Origin of the sequence: Serratia fonticola (assembly GCF_001006005.1) — a bacterium.
Lineage (GTDB): Bacteria > Pseudomonadota > Gammaproteobacteria > Enterobacterales > Enterobacteriaceae > Chania > Chania fonticola.
In genome coordinates, this window is sequence record NZ_CP011254.1 from 5,738,742 (window position 1) to 5,758,685 (window position 19,944).

The 19,944-nt window shown below is 57.2% G+C and carries 11 protein-coding genes; 1 reads left to right on the plus strand and 10 read right to left on the minus strand.

Features of this window, described 5'->3' with window-relative positions:
* Positions 1-32 precede the first annotated feature (32 nt).
* From menE to menF, 6 genes are all read right to left on the minus strand, one after another.
* Entirely contained in the window at positions 33-1,415 is a 1,383-nt protein-coding gene (gene menE, locus WN53_RS25515) for an o-succinylbenzoate--CoA ligase (protein ID WP_024485847.1), read from the minus strand.
* On the minus strand, positions 1,403-2,386 hold the full coding sequence (gene menC, locus WN53_RS25520; protein WP_024485846.1) for an o-succinylbenzoate synthase: 984 nt from the start codon (positions 2,384-2,386) through the stop codon (positions 1,403-1,405). Before menC ends, menE begins: the two co-directional genes overlap by 13 nt.
* Positions 2,386-3,243 carry a 1,4-dihydroxy-2-naphthoyl-CoA synthase gene (gene menB / locus WN53_RS25525; RefSeq protein WP_021805976.1) on the minus strand — a complete coding sequence of 286 codons (858 nt, stop codon included), beginning with the start codon at positions 3,241-3,243 and terminating at the stop codon, positions 2,386-2,388. Before menB ends, menC begins: the two co-directional genes overlap by 1 nt.
* Positions 3,227-4,015: a 2-succinyl-6-hydroxy-2,4-cyclohexadiene-1-carboxylate synthase gene (menH, locus tag WN53_RS25530; protein WP_037412885.1), complete on the minus strand. Its 789-nt coding sequence runs from the start codon at positions 4,013-4,015 to the stop codon at positions 3,227-3,229. Before menH ends, menB begins: the two co-directional genes overlap by 17 nt.
* A complete protein-coding gene (gene menD, locus WN53_RS25535) occupies positions 4,015-5,688 on the minus strand; it encodes a 2-succinyl-5-enolpyruvyl-6-hydroxy-3-cyclohexene-1-carboxylic-acid synthase (protein WP_024485844.1) in 1,674 nt (557 codons plus the stop codon). Before menD ends, menH begins: the two co-directional genes overlap by 1 nt.
* Before the next feature lie 257 nt (positions 5,689-5,945).
* The gene (gene menF, locus WN53_RS25540; protein WP_024485843.1) at positions 5,946-7,247 is read right to left on the minus strand and encodes an isochorismate synthase MenF; all 1,302 of its coding nucleotides are present in this window, start codon (positions 7,245-7,247) and stop codon (positions 5,946-5,948) included.
* Positions 7,248-7,535: 288 nt separating this feature from the next.
* Between menF and WN53_RS25545 the strand changes: the two genes are divergently transcribed.
* The gene (locus WN53_RS25545) at positions 7,536-16,187 is read left to right on the plus strand and encodes a glycoside hydrolase family 94 protein (RefSeq protein ID WP_052754334.1); all 8,652 of its coding nucleotides are present in this window, start codon (positions 7,536-7,538) and stop codon (positions 16,185-16,187) included.
* Positions 16,188-16,383: 196 nt separating this feature from the next.
* On the opposite strand, the gene elaB is transcribed toward WN53_RS25545, so the two are convergent.
* The 4 genes from elaB to WN53_RS25565 all read right to left on the minus strand — a co-directional run bounded on the left by elaB (position 16,384) and on the right by WN53_RS25565 (position 19,813).
* Complete coding sequence (gene elaB / locus WN53_RS25550) at positions 16,384-16,695, minus strand: stress response protein ElaB (protein WP_024485128.1); 312 nt, start codon at positions 16,693-16,695, stop codon at positions 16,384-16,386.
* Positions 16,696-16,838: 143 nt separating this feature from the next.
* On the minus strand, positions 16,839-17,333 hold the full coding sequence (locus tag WN53_RS25555) for a DUF1097 domain-containing protein (RefSeq protein WP_024485129.1): 495 nt from the start codon (positions 17,331-17,333) through the stop codon (positions 16,839-16,841).
* 235 nt (positions 17,334-17,568) lie between these two features.
* The gene (locus tag WN53_RS25560; protein WP_024485130.1) at positions 17,569-18,810 is read right to left on the minus strand and encodes an MFS transporter; all 1,242 of its coding nucleotides are present in this window, start codon (positions 18,808-18,810) and stop codon (positions 17,569-17,571) included.
* 139 nt (positions 18,811-18,949) lie between these two features.
* On the minus strand, positions 18,950-19,813 hold the full coding sequence (locus tag WN53_RS25565; RefSeq protein WP_046808525.1) for a DMT family transporter: 864 nt from the start codon (positions 19,811-19,813) through the stop codon (positions 18,950-18,952).
* Positions 19,814-19,944: the final 131 nt, after the last annotated feature.

Genomic DNA, 19,944 nt, shown 5'->3' on the forward strand with positions numbered 1-19,944 from the left:
CCCTCGGGCGGCCTTTTTCGCAACGCAACAGGTTATGCTTGCAGTTGGCTACTCGCCCACTGTTGTAGACGACGGCGCGAAATCTTGATGCCGCCGTTTTTTAGCTCGTCGGGCAACGCCAATGCGGCAATCGGCCGCTGGAAGTTCGCCAGCCGGTCCTGCGCCCAGAGCATTAACCCTTCCAGCGTCAACTCGCCTTCCAGATCGACCACCGCTACCGGCCGTTGGCCAAACTCCTCATCGTCAATCGGCACGATAAACACCTGTAGCACCTGAGGATGCGCGGCAAAAACACGTTCCACATCTTCCGGCTGAACGCCTTCCCCGCCGCTGAAGAACAGGTTATCCAGCCGGCCAATAATACGCAGTTCACCCTGCTCCATCGCGCCACGATCGCGGGTATGGAACCATCCTTGATCGTCGGTAATGGGTACTAGCTGGCCCCGCAGCCAATAACCCAGCGCCAGGCTGGTGGAGCGGATCCAGACTTCCTGATCCACCAGGCGTATTTCACGGCCTGATAAAGGTGCCCCAACGCCAGGCAGCTCGTCGGCACGCTTGGCGCAAACCGTTGAAGCCAGCTCCGTCAAACCATAGCCGCACCAACAGTGGATCCCTACCGCCTCGGCCTGCTGGGTGAGTGACACCGGGATCATCGCTCCACCGAGCAACACTTCTTTTAGCGCATGCTTGGCCATCGGTTCAGACAGCAAACGCCAAAGTTGAGTTGGCACCAGCGAAGCATGGGTGCATCCCGCCAGCGCATCGGCCAAGGGTTGCATTTCACGCACCACAAGCTGTGCCCCCACCGCCAGCCAGCGCCAAATAATGCCCTGACCAGACACGTGAAACAGCGGCAACGAGAGCAGCCAGCTGTCCTGCGGCTGAAACTCCAGCAGTTGCAACACGCCATCGGCACTGGCAAGGTGGCCGGCATAGCTATGGGCGGCAGCTTTTGGCAGGCCGCTGGAGCCGGAAGTCAGCGTCAACGTCGCCAGTCTTTGTTCATCCCACGGCAACAGTTGCAAGTGGCACTCATCAACGCCCGGCGGCGACAAGACGATCGCGCCAGGGGGCAACTCAGGCAAGCCATCCGGGCTGAAAGCAAAGTCGATATCCAGATCCGGCAGCAAAGCCGCCAGCATCGGCGCAGGCAGCGTCGGATTGAGCGGCAGCAGGCGCGCACCACACTGCAACAGCGCCAGATAGGCCAACAGCAACGGATAGCTGTTTTTCCCACACAGCAGCACGCCGCTACCAGGTAACACGCCCTGGCGCTGAAAGTCGGCAGCCAGCACTTCTACCTGCCGCTGTAACATCAGCCAACTGACCGGCTGTTGTTCAAAGATCACCGCGGTCGCCTGCGGGCGCTGTTTGGCCCAATGCCGCCACGGCCAATCACTCAACTGCGCCATACACACTCCAAGGTATCAATGCCCAATAGCGGCAAGGTGCTCTCTGGCCAGTTGCGTATCAACTGGGCCTGCATCAGGTTCAACGTATCCAAACCTGGCACCGTTTGCGGCGTCAGCCAATGCGCGATGCGCGCCAGCTGCGTCAACCCCAGGCTGGACTCAATGCTGGAACTGATCACCGCCACCAATCCGGCCTGATGCGCCTGCATGACCAGTTCACGGCAGCGTGCCAGGCTACCCACCAAGGTCGGCTTGATCACAATCGCTGCCACGCCCGGCTCCGCCTGCACGACAAAATCGGCTTCACGCACGCTTTCATCCCAGGCGATGGCAATCCCGGTTGCCAAGGCAAACTCACGGGATTCATCACGGGTTTTGCAGGGCTCTTCCAGAAACGCAATGCGATCGCGCCACGCTGGGTTAACGTATTTGGCAAAACCGTCCGCTTTGGCCCGGCTCCAACTGCGGTTGGCATCCAGGCGTAGCTTGAGGTCAGGCAAGGCTTCCAACAAGACATTGACGACCATGCCATCCCGCACCGCCTCATACATCCCCACCTTCACCTTGGCCACTTTCTCCCCCGGCAGCGCGGCCAACAGGTCAAACAGCTCGTCCGGATCGCCAGTGCACAGAGGTGCCTTGCGGTAATCGGCCTGCGTTGGCAATTGCCCAGCCAGTTCTGCGAGGGCACAGCTGGTGCCGAAAGCCACCGACGGCAACTCGCTTTCCGCAGGCAGTTCACCCGCAGCCCAAGCCTGCACCCAGGCCAAGGTAGCCTGCTGCGCCTGGTCGAGCGTTTCCTGGCTGAACTCCGGTAAGGGGGCAATTTCCCCCCATCCCTGCAGCCCATCCTGTTGCAGGTGGATCAGCAAGCCATCTCGGGTTTTCAGCCGCTGGTTGCGCAGCACCACGCCCGCCTCCATCGGCAGGCTATAGCGATAGATCGCAGCAACACGGGTTAGTGCCGTCATTACGGGTTACGCTTGAATTTGCTGAAGTCAGGCTGGCGTTTTTCGATAAATGCGTTGCGCCCTTCCTGACCTTCATCGGTCATATAGAACAACATGGTGGCGTTACCCGCCAGCTCTTGCAGCCCGGCCTGTCCATCACAGTCGGCGTTCAGTGCGGCTTTCAGGCAGCGTAGGGCCATTGGGCTGTTCTGCAACATCTCACGGCACCAGCGCACGGTTTCTTTTTCCAGATCGGCCAACGGCACCACGGTATTCACCAGGCCCATATCCAGCGCCGCAGCAGCGTCGTATTGGCGGCACAGGAACCAGATCTCACGGGCCTTCTTCTGGCCGACGATACGCGCCATGTAGGAAGCCCCCCAGCCGCCGTCAAAGGAACCGACTTTCGGCCCCGTCTGGCCAAAGATGGCGTTATCGGCCGCAATGGTCAGATCGCACATCATATGCAGCACGTGGCCGCCGCCGATGGAATACCCGGCCACCATCGCTACCACTGGTTTAGGGCAGGTGCGGATCTGGCGTTGGAAGTCCAGCACGTTCAGGTGGTGTACACCGCTGTCATCACGATAGCCGCCGTAATCACCGCGCACTTTCTGATCGCCACCGGAGCAGAAGGCTTTATCCCCGGCACCGGTAAGAATGATGGTGCCGATGCCGTCGTCATAGCGCGCGTTCGACATCGCCTCGATCATTTCCTTCACCGTGTGCGGGCGGAAGGCATTACGCACCTGTGGGCGGTTGATGGTGATTTTGGCAATGCCATCGCTGGACTTGTGGTACAGGATGTCTTCGAAATCACCCGAGCAGTCCTGCCAGTCGATCGCGGCGTACAGTTGTTCTTCATTGGGATACAGCATGTTTGGTTCCTTTTTTAGCAAGAAATGCATCGAGCGCGGCGGCAAAATCTGCCGGATTGGCCAGATGAGCGTTATGACCCGCTTCTGGCACGGTTTGCAATGGCAAACCGGCATCACGCGCCAACGCCTGAAATTTGTGATCGTCGGCACCGCATAACACCATCACTGGCAGTGCCAACTGTTGTAACTGTGGCACCAGCCAAGGTTGCCGCCCGAGAGACGTCGCCTCCAGCATATCGGCAATGGCCGGGCCATGATTATCTGCACGGGCAGCGATCAGCGCCTCGCGGTGTACCGGGCTGAGGTTGGCAAAGACCGGTTGGAGATACCAATCGGCCAATACCGTTTTGATCCGTTCGGTACGGAAACGCTTCGCCCAAGTGGCATCATGGGCACGCCGCTGGGCACGTAAATCCTCATTCTCCAACCCTGGATTACCGCCTTCGATCACAATACCTTGTAGCCCCTGCGCTTCTCCGCAGCAAGCATGGTACATGGCGATGCGCCCACCGAGTGAATAACCCACCAGCCAGTATCGCTCAATATTATGCTGCTGCAGCGTGGCAGTGATTTGCCTGCTGACGTCGGCAAAGTCCAGGCAGGATTGATCGGCAGAATCGCCATGGCCGGGTAAATCAATAGCCAGCGAGGGCCACTGTTCGCAACGCGAGGCGATCACCCGCCACTCATTGTTGTTCCCTAGCAGACCATGCAGCCAGATCAACCATGGGCGTTGGCTTTCGCCTTGTTGTAGCACGCGGGAAGCCAGCATCAGTTTGCCCCCATTTTTTGTACCAGATGTTGCAAGGTTTCTGCGCCATCGCTTGGCGGCACCTGCAACTCAATCAGCGTGGCTCCTCTGTGGCGCCAGGCTTTTTCCACTGCCTGCTGCAATTGCCCCCAGTTTTCCGGGCAAGCATAATCAAGCTGGAACATGGCTGCCGCCTGGCTGAACTCCACGTCCTGCGGCATACAGTAAAACCGCTGACGCTCAGGTTCTGGCGTTGGCAAGAGTGAGAAAATCTGCCCGCCATTGTTATTCACCACGATCAGCACCGTGGGCGCCGAACATTGGCGCAACAGTGCCAGGGCGTTCAAATCGTATAGCGCGGAGAGATCGCCTACCACGGCCAACGTCGGCTTGGCTGTGGCGCGCTGAACCCCAGCCGCGGTGGAAATTAAGCCGTCGATACCGCTGGCCCCGCGGTTACTGAACACCGGATAACCGGCAGGCAACTGGGTTAAGGCATCGATCAGGCGCACAATCAGGCTATTGCCGAGAAACAGCTGGCCGTTCTCCGGCAACAGCTCAGGTAGGCGATGGGCCAGTTGGGCCTCACCAAACCGGTTAACCAGGTATTGCGACGTCGCATCAAGGGCATCATCCGCCAACGCGGACAGATCGCCAGCCCAAGGTGAGCGAGGTTGCGCCGGATGCAGATCGAGCCACTCGCCGACGGTAGAACGAATACGGCGGCCACGATGATGCGCGGGATCGAGACGCCCAGGCAGATCGTCGATCAGCCAGAATTCCTCCGGCTGGCAGCGCTCCTGCCATTGAAGCAGGCGTTTGCCCGTCAGGCTGCTGCCAAACTGCACCACCAACTGCGCACTAGCCAACAGATCGCGAGCCTGTGGATTCGCCAACCATAAGTCGGCACAGGGCAGCGGTTGTCCCGTTTGCGAAAGGGCATCGCCGATCAGCGGCCAACCGAGCATGCCCGCCCATTCAGCCAGTTGCACGCCCTCTTCCGCTCCCATCCTGCCAGCGATAATCACGCCGCGCTTCTGCCGCCAGAAAAACCAGTCCGGCTGCTTAATAACCTGATGGGGATCCATTTCACGCAGCCAAGGGTGCGTATCCTGCCACCAGTCCCCTAACTCTGCCGACCACTGCTCATACAGCTGTTCATCTCCGCCATATAACGGCTCGGCAAACGGGCAGTTGATATGCAGGGCACCCTGCCGTAGGCGCGCCATCGCGCTATCCAGGGTAGACACCAGCCAGCGAGCCGGAATATCCGGGCTTGGGCGTGGCAAATCGATGTTCAAGGTGGGGTGGCTCGAGTAGAGGCCGTTTTGACGGATCGCCTGATTGGCACCGCAGTTAATCAACTCCGGCGGACGATCGGCGGTGAGAAACACCAACCGCTCCCCGGTTAGCCCGGCTTCGATCAGGGCAGGATAAAGATTTGCTGCCGCGGTACCCGAGGTGACGATCACCGCCACCGGCTCACACGTGGCCTTTGCCAGGCCGAGCGCTAAATGGCCCAGGCCCCGCTCATCGAAATGAGTATGACAGACAAAAGCGCGGTTCGCGGCAGCGGCCAACGTAAGAGGCGTGGAGCGCGATCCCGGAGCGATACAGACATGCCGCACTCCATGGCGGACCAGCGTTTCCAGCAACAACGCCGCCCACCGGCGATTAAAAACACTTGTCGACATATTTCGCTCATCAGTAGTAAACAGAGGTTACGCGCCGAAGCCTACCCAAACGAGGTAGCGAACCGGAGATCATAACTCTGAATTATATAAGTAATTATCTTTACGGCTTTTGCGCCAGCGCAAAAACGCCGTATTTCCCTGTGGCAGGTGGCCTGCAATAAATCAATTTCGCCCCACCTATGCCAAATAGCGCCCCGAAAGAGAACAAAAAAGAAACATATAAAACACAACAAGTTTACACACGAAGATCGGCCTGCTCAATGCGCCTGCCCAGAATGTTCTGGCTGCAACAGAGTGCGTAAGCCCGCCGCCTTATTTTCGATTTCTTGCCACTCCTGTGCCGGATCGGAACCGGCCACAATCCCCGCCCCGGCATACAGCTCAACCCGAGCATCCTCGATCTGGCAGGAACGTAGCGCAACGCAGAACTCAGCCCGTGCCGCAGAAAGATAACCCGCAGAGCCGGCATACCAACCGCGAGAAAAAGGCTCATGCTGGCGGATAAACTCAAGCGAGGCCTGGCGCGGCAGCCCAGCCACCGCAGCCGTCGGTTGCAGCCGTTGCAGGCAATCGGCATCATCACCCTGGTTCAGTTGCCCTTCAATACGCCGCCGCAGATGCTGTACCTTGCGCAACCGCACCACTTCTGGTGGCAACACATCGACCGCTCTGGCACCGCCTTGCAAACGCTGGCAGATATCATCGACCACCAGCAGGTTTTCCTGTTGGTTCTTGCTGTCTTGCAGTAACCACTCGGCCAGTGCCTGGGCTTGCGGCTCATCAGGATGGTTGGCAACCGTCCCCGCCAACGCTTCGGTCAGCAAATGTTTTCCCTCACGCAGGTACAATCTTTCCGGGCTGGAGCCAAGAAATGCGGAATGTGCATCAAAGCGCAGCATAAAGTGGTAGCATTGGTGATTCACCCTGCGGCTGGCGGCCATCATCGCAGGGGCAAACAATGGACTCTCCAGCGTCAACACCGAGCTGCGCGCCAAGACCACCTTATCCATCTGCTGCCGATTTATCGCCTTCAGCGCATCGCGCAGTATGATTTCCCACCCGGAACGTTCCGGCTGATGCTGCACCGACAGCACTTTCACCTGTAAATTCTCGATCGGTTTGATCACCAGCAGATTTTCAAGCCAGGCAAGCGCCGCTTGGGCGTCATCACTCAATGCCTCTTCAGAAAACAGGTTTAGCGTCAGTTCACACTTACCTTGGCGGTTGAGAATTTCCAGGCGCGGCAAAAACAGCTGGGCGTCACCGTCAAAGGCAGTCAGCCCCCATAAACGGGCTGCTGGATAGGCATTCACGAATGCCTGCGCCATTGAAGGCTGTGAAAACTGCCGCAAAGCGCCGCACACTGCCGCCTCCTGCCGCCCTTCGCGATGACGCCAGTAGAATTGAGGGAACAGCACCTGCGCCGCCAGCCACTCCAGCAGCAAATCGCTCAGATGGCCGGGAACCACCAGCGTTAGCTGCCGAAATCCGGCTTCACGGGGAAAATCGTGCCCAAGCTGCTGACGTAGCCGCCGCAGCAATCCCGAAAGTTGTTCCACTACCACCTCATTAACCAAACGCTATGTGGGGAATTATACGGTAAATCAACCCTTACGGGCGGAAAAATAGCGTCAATTAACCCATATCTTCCGTCGCTAATTATTTATTAAAACTGAAGTTTAAGATTAAAAAACAACCACACGCGCGCGGCGGAACTATACTTAGAAGTCATGTTCCTGCCGCAGTGAAATCTTGTCATATCAAATCGATAGTTAAATCAAGATGTTCACAGCCTCCCAACGGTATTAACCCGCTGTCCTTTGGGTCAGATGTAAGGAGCTTTTTGCGTGAAAGAAATACTTATCAATTGGTTAAAGAAGCAGCGCCGCCGTCCCAAAGTAGCCCGGTTGCCCTTACGGCATAATCGGGCTACTGCCGAAACCCCTCCCGCCAGCAACATCAAGGCAGAGCTGTTTTCGGTCGATCAAATGGAACGCTACGGCCAGCGCCTGGCACGCTCCCATAAGCTGGCAACCCATAAAACGCCCTACTATTTGCTAAAACGCCTCGATAACAACGAGCAGGTATTAACGGATAGTTGCCGCAGGTTAAGCAACGATAAGAAAAACACCATGACTCCGGCGGGCGACTGGCTGCTGGATAACTTTTATCTTATCGAGGAGCAGATCCGCGTCGTTAGGCACCACCTGCCGAAAACCTTCGGCCGTGGGCTGCCACAGTTAACCGCCCCGCACAATTGCCCACGCATTTTCGATATCGCTACCGAAGCCATTGCTCACGGCGACGGACGATGGGATGCCGAGAGCCTGACGCGCTATATTGCCGCTTACCAAAAAGAGGCTAATCTGACCCTGGGCGAGCTTTGGGCGCTGCCGGGCATGTTGAGGCTGGCACTCATTGAAAACCTGCGCCGCGTGGCGGTAGAAGTGGCCCAGGCACAGGAAGAACGCAGCCTGGCCGATAGTTGGGTGACCAAAATGCTGGAGTCGGCGGAGAACGATCCGGCCAACCTGATCATTGTGATTGCCGATATGGCCCGCTCCAACCCGCCCCGCACCAGCGCCTTCGTGGCGGAACTGGTGCGTCGTCTGCAAGGGCACGGCACCATGCTGGCACTACCGCTGACCTGGGTTGAGCAACGCCTGGCCGAAGTCAGCCTGACCTCCGATGAGCTTATCCATCGTTTCAACCAACAACTGGCCGTGAGCCAGCTTTCCGTCAGCAACAGTATCGCTGGCCTGCGGCAACTGAGTGAAATGGATTGGGCGGAATTTGTTGAGACCATGAGCAAGGTCGATCAGACGCTGCGCGAAGACCCTACCGGGGTTTATCCACTAATGCATTTCGATACCCGAGACAACTATCGTCATGTGATCGAGAGGCTGGCTCGTCACTGTTCTCACAACGAGGTTGAGGTCGCACAACACGCTCTGAATATGGCACGGATCGCCGCCGAAGATCCCCGCAACGATCCACGTACTCATCACATCGGTTATTACCTGATTGACCATGGCCGCGCGCAGTTAGAGCAACAGCTCGACGTTCGGCTTAGCCGTATTACGCGCATCCGTCAGGCGCTCAGCCAATCCCCACTGCTTTCCTGGCTGGGCAGCATCAGCCTACTCACGACGGCCTGCTGGGCCTTGCTGTTACGCCATGCCCACCAAACCGGGCTTACCTGGGGACTGTTGATCTTGCTGTTCCCCTTGGGGATGGTGCTCGCTCAGTTCGTCATTAGTCTGCTCAGTGAGATCACCACCCGCAGCCGTTCTCCGCAGCCGCTGCCAAGGTTGGACTTTTCCTGTGGTATCCCGGCCGAGTTCCGCACGCTGGTTGCCATTCCCACGCTGATAAGCAGCAAGCCCGGCATTGACCAGTTGATCAACACGCTGGAAGTTTGTTATCTGGGCAATGCCATCAAGCACCTGCATTTTGCCCTGCTCACTGACTTTAATGACTCACCTCGGCAACAACACCCCGACGATGTCGAACTGCTGGCCTATGCCAGCCAAAAGATGAACGAGCTTAATGCGCAATATGCCTGCGAAGGGCCAAGCCACTTTTTCCTGTTCCATCGCGATCGTCAGTGGAATGAAAAACAACAGAGCTGGATGGGGTTGGAGCGTAAACGTGGCAAGTTGAACGCGCTGAACGATTGGCTGCGTAACCGTGGCAATGCGTTTACCACTCAGGTTGGCCAAGGGCTGGAGGTGCTGAAAAACGTCAAATACGTGATCACCCTGGACAGCGATACCGTGCTACCGCGTGAAACCGCACACCGGCTGATCGCCGCCATGGCCCATCCCCTGAATCAACCCCAGTATGATGCCAAACTGCAGCGGGTGGTGGAGGGTTATGCCATCCTGCAACCCCGCATGGCCGAAGAGATCCCCGATTATGGCCAGAGCCGTTATGCTGCCCTTTGCAGCAGTACGCCCGGCAACGATCCTTATACCCAGATGGCTTCAGATATCTATCAGGATCTGTTCGGCGAAGGCTCATTTATCGGCAAAGGGATTTATGATGTTGACGTCTTCTCCCACAGCCTGAAGGGCACCTGCCCGGAAAATCTGGTGTTAAGCCACGATCTGCTGGAAGGTTGCTATGCCCGTTCCGGTTTATTGAGCGACGTCTTGCTCTATGAACAGTATCCAAGCAACTATCTGGTCGATGTTGCCCGCCGCACCCGCTGGATCCGCGGCGATTGGCAGCTATTGAACTGGCTGTTGCCCCGAGTCACCACCGAAGACGGTTCACGGGCCGCTAACCCATTAAGCCCCCTGTCGCGCTGGAAACTGTTCGATAACCTACGCCGCAGCCTGGTAGCGCCCTGCTTCCTGTTGCTGCTGTTCTTTGGCTTAACCTGGCTACCGGATACCCCATACTGGTTGGCCGTATTCGCCATTATTCTGCTGCTGCCCACGCTGCTGGCGCTGTTGCAGGATGTGGTGCGCAAGCCCCCGCGTCGGCCTGTTATTCAGCACTTGCAGCTGGCACTGAAGGGCTCACTGCATCGGTTGTGTCAGATTGGCCTGCGTCTGGCCGAGCTACCTCATGAAGCCTGGTACAGCCTGAAAGCCATTGGCATCACCCTGTGGCGTTTGCTGATCAGCAAACGTCATCTGCAAGAGTGGACCAGCTTCGACCAATCCAAACACCACCTGACCGTCACGCTGGCGAATTTTTATCGCAACCTGTGGATCACCCCGTGTGCTGGCGTCCTGTTGTTGCTGATAGCCGCCTTTTCCAATCCGATAGCGCTATTAGCTGCTATCCCGTTAGCCGCCTTGTGGATCCTGTCGCCGTACCTGCTTTATTCACTCAGCCTGGAACCACAGCGCAGCAAAACGGCCATCGACGATCGCCAGCGCCGTTTCCTGCGCCAGAGCAGTCGCGAAACCTGGGAGTTTTTCGCCACCTTTGTCAACCAGCAGGAAAACTGGCTGCCGCCGGATAACTACCAGGAAATTCCAGAGCCGGTAGTGGCGCACCGCACGTCACCCACCAATATCGGGTTGGCGCTGTTGGCCGATCTTACCGCCTATGACTTCGGCTATATCACCCTCAGTGCAGCCTTGCAGCGTATTACCCTAACGTTGAATACGCTCGATCGCATGGAGCATTATCGCGGTCACCTGTACAACTGGTACGACACGCGTACCCTGGAGCCTCTGAATCCACGTTATGTTTCCAGCGTGGACAGCGGTAATTTCGCAGGCCACCTGTTGACCCTGAGCTCAGGCCTGCCAGCGTTGGCTACACAGCCAGTTATCGAGCCAGTCCGCATTCTGGCCGGAGTGGAAGATACGTTGCTGATACTGGAGCAGCACTGGGGTAACGCCGCACCGAAAGGATTAACCAAACTGCGCAAACACTGGGAACAGGCGCAGAACGCCCATCCGGCGGCACTACAGGCTGAACTCAATGAAATGCGTAACCACTGTAATGGGTTGCAGGAACCCGCTCTGCAACAGGGCGACGAGGTCAAACGCTGGGCTGGCAACCTACACCAGCAGCTCAACGAGCTGTGCGCCGAATGGGCATTATGGTTTAGCTGGCTGAGCGACAGCATGCCAGAGCTGGAACAAATCCCTAGCTTGCATTGGCTGGCCAACCCACCTGAACGGCTGACGCTGTCGACTGAACAGCAAACGCAGTTGGATGCCGTGCAGCAGTTGGCAGCGGAGCGCCTCGAACAGTTGGCGCAATTGGCACGGCGCCTGACCGCAATGGCGCAAATGGACTTCAGCTTCCTGTATGACGAAGCCACCCATTTGCTGACCGTCGGTTTCAACTGCGATCAAAACCGTGCCGACAGTGGTAAATACGATCTGCTGGCCTCGGAAATCCGCCTGACCAACTATGTGGCGATTGCCACCAATCAAATTCCGCAGCGTAGCTGGTTTGCGTTAGGCCGGCTGTTTACGGTGATCGACAAGGAGCCAGCGCTGATGTCCTGGAGCGGCTCAATGTTTGAATACCTGATGCCGCAACTGGTGATGCCTGCCTATCCCGATACGCTGCTGGTGCAAATGTGCCGCTCTGCAGTCGAGCGGCAAATTGCCTGGGGCAAGGAGCGCGGTGTACCGTGGGGGATTTCCGAGTCCGGCTACTTCGGCTTTGACGCTTTGCAAAACTACCAGTATCACGCCTTTGGCGTGCCGGGGTTAGGGCTGCGGCGTGGGTTGAGTGACGACATGGTGATCGCCCCATACGCTACCATGATGGCGCTGATTGTCGACCCGGACAGTGCCTGTAGCAACCTGGTGGAACTGGAAAAAAACGGTGCCAAGGGCCGTTATGGCTTCTATGAAGCGCTGGACTACACCACTTCACGCCTCAGCCGGGGGCAGTTGTATGTGATTGTTCGTTCCTATATGGCCCACCACCAAGGCATGAGTTTCCTGGCGTTGTCACACCTGCTGTTGGATGCGCCGATGGTGAAACGCTTCGCCAGTTACCCCGCCTTCCAGTCGACCCGTTTGCTGTTGCAGGAACGGGTGCCTGATGCGGTTGAGCTGTACAGCACCCGCCGCCACTTCGAAACCCATGAAGGCGCGATTAAACCGGCCAGCTTCGCTGCACGTGAGTTCACCCGTGTGGATACACCGATCCCGGAAGTCCAGTTGCTGTCGAATGCCAACTACCACCTGATGATCACCCAAACCGGCGGCAGCTACAGCCGCTGGCAGAATCTGGCGTTGACCCGCTGGCGTGAGGATGCCACCTGCGATAACTGGGGCGCATTCTGCTATCTGCGCGATCCGCAAACCGGTGAGGTGTGGAGCAATACCTGGCACCCCACCGGCGAAACCGAGAAAGGCGGCTATCGCGCGGTCTTCAACGATGCCGGGGCGGAATTCCAACGCAAGCAGGGGCTGCTGTCGGTGAAAACCCAGGTGGTGATCTCCCCTGAGGACGACATCGAACTACGGCGCTTAACCTTGGTGAATCGGGGAAAACAGTCGCGGACCATTGAGATCACCAGCTATGCCGAAGTGGTGCTGGCCCCAGCCAGCAACGATTTGGCCCACCCTGCGTTCAGCAATCTGTTTGTACAAACCGAGCTGTTGCAGGAACAGGATGCCATTCTGTGCCATCGCCGTCCGCGTGAGCCGAAAGAAAAATCGCCGTGGTTGCTGCATATGATGTCGGTCCAGGGTGCCAGCAGCAAAACGTCCTTTGAAACCGACCGGGCCAAGTTTATCGGCCGTGGCCGCACGGCAGCCAACCCGCAGGCGCTATTTCAGAATGAACCCCTGACCAATAGCGCCGGGCCGGTGATCGATCCGATCATCGCCATCCGTCAGCGGATCCGGCTGGAACCCAACGTGCCGCTGACGCTGGATATCTTCTACGGCGTGTGTGAAGACCGCGCCACCAGCCTGGCGATGTTGGAGAAGTACCGCGACCGCCATATGGCCGATCGTATTTTCGAACTCGCCTGGTCGCACAGCCAGGTGGTATTGCGCCAGTTGAACGCTAACGAAGAAGATGCCAATCTGTTTAACCGCCTGGCCAGCGCGGTGGTGTTCCCGGTGCAGGAGATGCGTGCCGCCAGCAATGAAATCATCAATAACCGCCGCGGGCAGTCAGGCCTATGGGGCTATTCGATTTCCGGCGATCTGCCAATCGTGCTGCTGTCCGTCACCGACAGTGAGAATATCGGGCTGGTGCAACAGCTCATTCAGGCACACAACTACTGGCGCCTCAAAGGATTGCTGGTCGACCTGGTGATCCTCAATGAGGATTCCGGCGGTTACCGGCAAGATCTGCAAAATCAGATCATGGGGCTGATCGCCGCCGGGATGGAGTCTTCCCTAACGGACAAACCTGGAGGGATCTTCGTTCGCTCCAGTGAACATATGTCACCGGAGGATCACACATTGCTGCTGAGCGTGGCGCGGATCTATCTGGATGACCGCCGTGGTGGCCTGACGGAACAGCTCAACCAACGGTTGCAGTTGCCACAAACGCTACAACAGCCATTGGGGCCGCCCACCGCCTCCTCCAAACTGGCTACCATGGCCAATTTGCCGCGTAATCTGCATTCGCCACAGTTGCCAATCATCGACAAACTCCAGTTCTACAACGGGTTTGGCGGATTCTCGGAGGATGGCAGCGAATATGTGATCGCCATGAACGAAAGCAAGGTGACGCCGGCTCCGTGGTCAAACGTTATCGCCAACCCGATGTTCGGTTCGGTGATCTCTGAAAGCGGCCAAGCCTACACCTGGTATGAGAATGCGCATGAATACCGCCTGACGCCTTGGGATAACGATCCGGTCAGCGATCGCAGCGGCGAGGCTTTCTATCTGCGCGATGAAGAGAGTGGTCACGTCTGGTCACCAACGCCGCTGCCCGCCCGTGGGCGCGGTCATTACCTGACGCGCCACGGCTTTGGTTACAGCGTGTTTGAACACCGGGAAGGCGGCATCGACAGCCAGTTGACGATGCTGGTTGCCAAAGACGCCCCGGTGAAACTGTTCCTGCTGACGCTCACCAACACTTCTGGCCGCACGCGTAAGCTTTCGACTACCGGCTATGCCGAACTGATCCTCGGTGATTTACGCCAGAAATCGGCGATGCACGTGGTCACCCGCGTAGCCACACCGCCTGGCGGCTGTGGCATCTTCGCCACCAACCATTACACCAGCAGCGGATCGCCACGTACCGCGTTCTTCGGCGTCACTGGTGTCCATTGCTCGGTCACCGGCGATCGGCGGGAGTTCATTGGCCGAAACGGTTCGTTGGCCGCTCCAGCCGTACTTAAGCTGCGGCGGTTATCCGGCAAGACCGGTGCCGGGTTGGATCCCTGTGGCGCGGTGCAATCGGCCATCAGCATGATCGATGGCGATCAGCGCAGCTTTGTGTTTGCGCTTGGTCTGGGACAAGATGCCGACGAAGCCGAATCCCTGCTGCGCCAGTATCTCAACGAGGAGGCATTGCAACACGAATTGCAGCAGGTCGATGCTCATTGGGACAAGATCCTCAACAAGGTGCAGATCGGGACGCCTCATCCAGCGGTTAACCTGCTGGCCAACGGCTGGTTGCTGTATCAAACCCTCTCCTGCCGCATTCACGCACGCAGTGGTTATTACCAGTCCGGCGGCGCATTTGGCTTCCGCGATCAGCTCCAGGATACCTTGGCCCTGACGCATGCCTTGCCTGAGCGGATGCGTGAGCAGATCCTGCTGTGTGCTTCGCGCCAGTTTGTTGAGGGCGACGTTCAGCACTGGTGGCATCCACCACAGGGCAACGGGGTGCGTACCCGCTGCTCCGATGATTACCTGTGGTTGCCATTGGCGATATGCCACTACCTAGACGCGACCGATGATTCATCGATTCTCGAAGAACAGGTGGGTTATCTGGAGGCCCGTATACTGGCACCGGGTGAGGAGTCTTCCTATGAACAGCCTGGTATCAGCCCGGAACAGGAAAGCCTTTATCTGCACGGGGCCAGAGCGCTGAAGCATGGCCTGACCTTTGGCGAGCATGGCTTGCCGCTAATGGGTGCCGGTGACTGGAACGACGGCATGAACATGGTGGGGTTGGAAGGCCGGGGTGAGAGCGTTTGGCTGGGCTTCTTCCTGTTCTATATTCTGCAACGTTACGGCAAACTGGCCACCCACCGCGGCGATCTGGAGCTGGCAGAACTGTGCCGCGAGGAAGCAGAAAAACTGCGTGCCAACCTGCACAACAACGCCTGGGATGGCGAATGGTATCGCCGTGGTTACTTCGATAGCGGAGAACCGCTGGGTTCACACCAAGCGGCAGAATGCCGCATTGATGCCATAGCCCAGAGTTGGTCGATCCTTTCTGGCGCGGGTGACAAAGATCGCAGCGCACAGGCAATGCAATCTCTGGATAAGCACCTGGTAGACGACCAGGCCGGCATCATCAAACTGCTGACCCCACCCTTTGACGGCAACGGCCCGAATCCTGGCTACATCCGGGGTTACCTGCCCGGTGTGCGGGAAAACGGCGGTCAATACACTCACGGGGCGGTATGGGCGGTGATGGCGTTCGCCGAGATGGGCAATATCGAGCGCGCCTGGGAACTGATGGCGCTGATTAACCCCATCAACCACAGCCTGGATAGTACTGCGGCGGAGCGCTACAAGGTCGAACCTTATGTCGCCACGGCGGATATTTACGCGGTCGCCCCACACGTTGGGCGAGGAGGATGGAGTTGGTATACCGGCTCGGCGGGCTGGATGTATCGGTTAATCGTCGAGTCGTTGCTGGGGCTAAAACGCCACGGCAATACGCTTTCCATCCACACCCGCTTACCGGCAGATTGGCCACCGGTCACCCTAACCTACCGTGAAGGGGAGAGCGAATATCACTTCACCCTACGCCAGGGGGAAGGAGAAACTCAGGTGTTCATTGATGGTGTGTTGCAGCAGGAAGCGGTGATTACCTTGGCTGATGAGGGTAAAACCTACCAGGTGGAGGTAATTCTGGGAAAGCAATAAGGGACGCAGTAGCTAAATAGTTGTGTTTAATACCGCTACACCCGAAGCTTGAGACAGGAGGGAGTCATTGCAGGTTAGCCGACCGTTGAGCGCATGGATGCGCGATTGCGAGCCCCCAGGGACGGGTTACGGCGTGTCTGTGATCTGCATGACTCCTTCCTGTGACACTATTCGGCAGCTATCACGCTCATTGGTGTTACTTGCGGGCCAGCAATAGCCCAAGCACCAAACCTACCGTGGCACCAATGCCTACGCTGTGCCAAGGCTTATCACGGACATAGTCATCGGCGCGACATGCCACCTCTTTCGCCCGCACGTAATAACATTCTGAGCTATTTGCCAGACGCGACTTGATGTCTTTTAGCGCCCGCTCGGCATGGGCTTTGATATCCGTATAAGCCTGATCGGCTCGATCGCCAGAGTAATCCAACACTTCTTGCAGCGTGTCACTCAGCATTCTCAGATCGTCATCCAGCGTCGTTTGGTTCTCGTTTCGATTTATCGCCATCTTTAAGCTCTCCGTTATTAACAAATGCAACGTTGCTTAACCATCAACAACCCTTGGTCGTAGTCCCATGGTAGGACACGACCTGGATACACGCCATCAGAATGTTGATTAAAAAAGAGGCAAGGCAAGATACTGACGCCCTTTCAGGCGTCGGTGGAGGCTTGTTCAGCCAGCGCTACAGAGGGGGATTTACGGCGTGCGGCCAGCCACAAGCCACTGTTTTTCATGGCGTAGCCAAACAATAGCCCAACCAGCAGTGAGGCCGTGATCAATGGCCAGTTGCCGTCACCGGCGAAGGTGGCGCAGGCACCGATAAAAGTCCCGGGTACAAAACCAAGCCATTGTTGTTTGGCCTGAATGCACATCAGAAAGGCGACAACGCCGGTCAGCAGGTAACCCAGAATGCTCCAGGCGGGTTCCAACGCGCTGCCGTGAATAATGACCATCGCCCAGAACACGCCGCTCAAACAGGTCAGTGTGCTGATCGCCAGGCCTTTGAGGCCACCTTGCGGGCAGGCAAAATAGGCCGTGCAGCCAAGAAAGCCCGCCCAGCTGATTAGCCCAAGGCTGATGGCAACCCAGCCCCATACGCCGGAGAGAATACCGGTAGTTACCGCAATGGCAAAAATGACGTTCATAATCCTGATCCGCTAAAAATAATCCACCTAGTTTACGCGAAACCAGACCGCTACATGTGATAAAAATCACATTAACAATGCAATTTGATAGATTTAAATCACAAAAATGAGACTTTAATCACAAAAATAGCGCGTTTTTTCATCATGAGATACTGAGTACCGGTAGCCACGTTGTTGAGTTAAGACGGTGATACAGAACTACCACCGGCCAGCAACGTTAAAAAAACAACCAGGATCAGCGCGGGAAGCCCACTCGCGTAACCCATATCCCCAAACCAACACACACCATGGCGCTGATCAGGAATAGCAGGTTGACCGCCAGTTGCAGACTGGCATGGTCGATGATGCTGCCAAGCAAAATGGGCACCCAGTTGGCAACATAAGCAATCACATAAAACAGTGAGATCAAGCGTGCATGGCTGGCTTGGGGTGAAATCAGGTTAACCAGCGTCGCACTGCCGACAAAGATGGCTCCGTAAGCATAACCGGCAATGACCATCCCAGCAGCGGCCAGCCCCAGTGAATGGATCTGAATGGCTTCGGCAAATACCACCACCGCCAACGCCTGTGCCAGGCAGCCAAACATCAGCGAATGGCGCGCATTAATTTGACGGCTCAGGATCTGGCTGGCCCCGGCAATCAGCAGGTAGACCGCAATCACATAGCCGAAACTGCTGCGGTTTTGCATACCCAGCAGCGTTTCCGCCACGTTGGGGCCGATCGCCAGGATACTGGCAGCCAGCGCCCAACAGACAAACAGCGCGCCGGCACACACGAAAAACCGGCTCCCGGTCGCGCGCAGGCCCGCGGCCAAGGTATTTTCCCCTGCCCCAGTCCCCTCAGCCAAACTGACGCTAGCTTTGACCATCACACGCGCAGGCCAGCTCAGCATAATCCCCAAAGCGGCAATCGTTGCCACCGCCATGATGATCACAAACGGCATCGAGGTGGTATGAAAACCGGTCTGCAACGCTATACCACTAAAAATCGGCCCCAATGCCAACCCGGCAGTAAAGGACAGAGTAGCAATTAGCGCCGCCTGCTTGCCGCCGTCCGCAGGGCCAAAACGAACCAACGCAATATTTGCCGCACCGGTCAACGCCCCCGTGCCTACCCCGGCCAGCAAGCGGGCCATCAGCATCAGGGAAAATGAATCGGCCAGGGCAAAAAGCAATGCCCCCAGCAACACCACCAGCAGCGCCGGGACGATCATGCTGCGTAAATCTTTCACCTTGCCAGCCAGGTTGCCCACGGCGAACAGGGAAATCAGTACGCCCGCGGCATAAGCCCCGTAGATCAGAGTCAGGCTGACCGAGGTCAGTGCCAGCTGCTGTTGGTACAAGGGATAAAGCGGCGTTGGCGCACTGCTGTTGAGCAGTGCCGACATCAATGCCAGAGCCAGAAACAGCACAATGGCACCAGGCGAGGAGGTCGTATTGGCTCGCGCGGTTTTATCAACGGCTACACCGTCGGACATGATTTTCTCCCTAAATACGCAGGCAAATCACCTCACCCGCAAAATATCAGGCGCTCATCATAGCGTTCAGAGCAGACCGCCAAAACCACCAACAATGCAGCACTATGATGCATTGTTGCAGGTGGCCAGAGCGGCAAAATCACACCGAAGCCGTTGCTACCTTTTTCGCGGGTGCACGGCGCAAAATGGCCAACGCTCCAGAAAGGATGATCAGCACCATACCCGCCGCGGCGATAAACGACAGGGTCTGGGCAAAAATCAGGTAGCCGAGCAGCGTAGAGAAAATGATCGTGCTGTAGGAAAGAATGCCGACGGTGACCGCATTGCCACCGCCATAGGCGCGGGTCATGGTGATCTGCCCCAGGCTGCCGAATACGCCGATAGCGCAGACGTACAGCAGGCTGGTCGCATCCAACGCCGCGAATCCGACAATCGAACTCATCACCACGCCGAACAAGGTACCGACCAGCGAGAAGTAAAACACTACACGCAGTTCAGGCTCCCCGGTACGCACCAGTTTGCCGACGTTGAAATAGGCCAGCGCCGTCAGCAATCCAGACAGCAGGCCAATCAAGGTGGCGGTATATTCCCCGTTCGGTACATCTGGACGCAACAAGATCAGGATGCCCACAAAGCCCAGCAGCACCGAGAACAGCAACCTGCCGGTCAGTTGGCCTCTGGCCGTGACGAAGGTGATCACCGATTGGAAAATCGGATTGGTATAGCCCAGCGTGGTTGCGGTGGCAATAGGCAGATGGATCAGCGCATAGAAGCCGCAATACATGGCCGCATTGCCAATTGCGGCGCGCTTCATGTGCAAGCCAAGATGGCGGGTACGAAAACCGATATTTTTGATTTTTATCAGCACCGCCACGATGGCCACGTTGATCAATGAACGGTAAAAAATAATATCGAAGAAACCGACCTTGGCCGAAGCCAGTTTGATGCAGGCCCCCATCAGCGCGAAGAACACGCTGGCAGCGACCATCCATAAAGCAACCATGATTTCCCCAGAATGCGGCCCAGCCGGGCTGCAAATAATCTCTTGCTCGGCGGTTTTCACCGTCGGAAATGTGTTAGCGGCACCGCCCAAGAATACCAGCATTCTTGCGCAAAATGGATTGCCTGCTACAA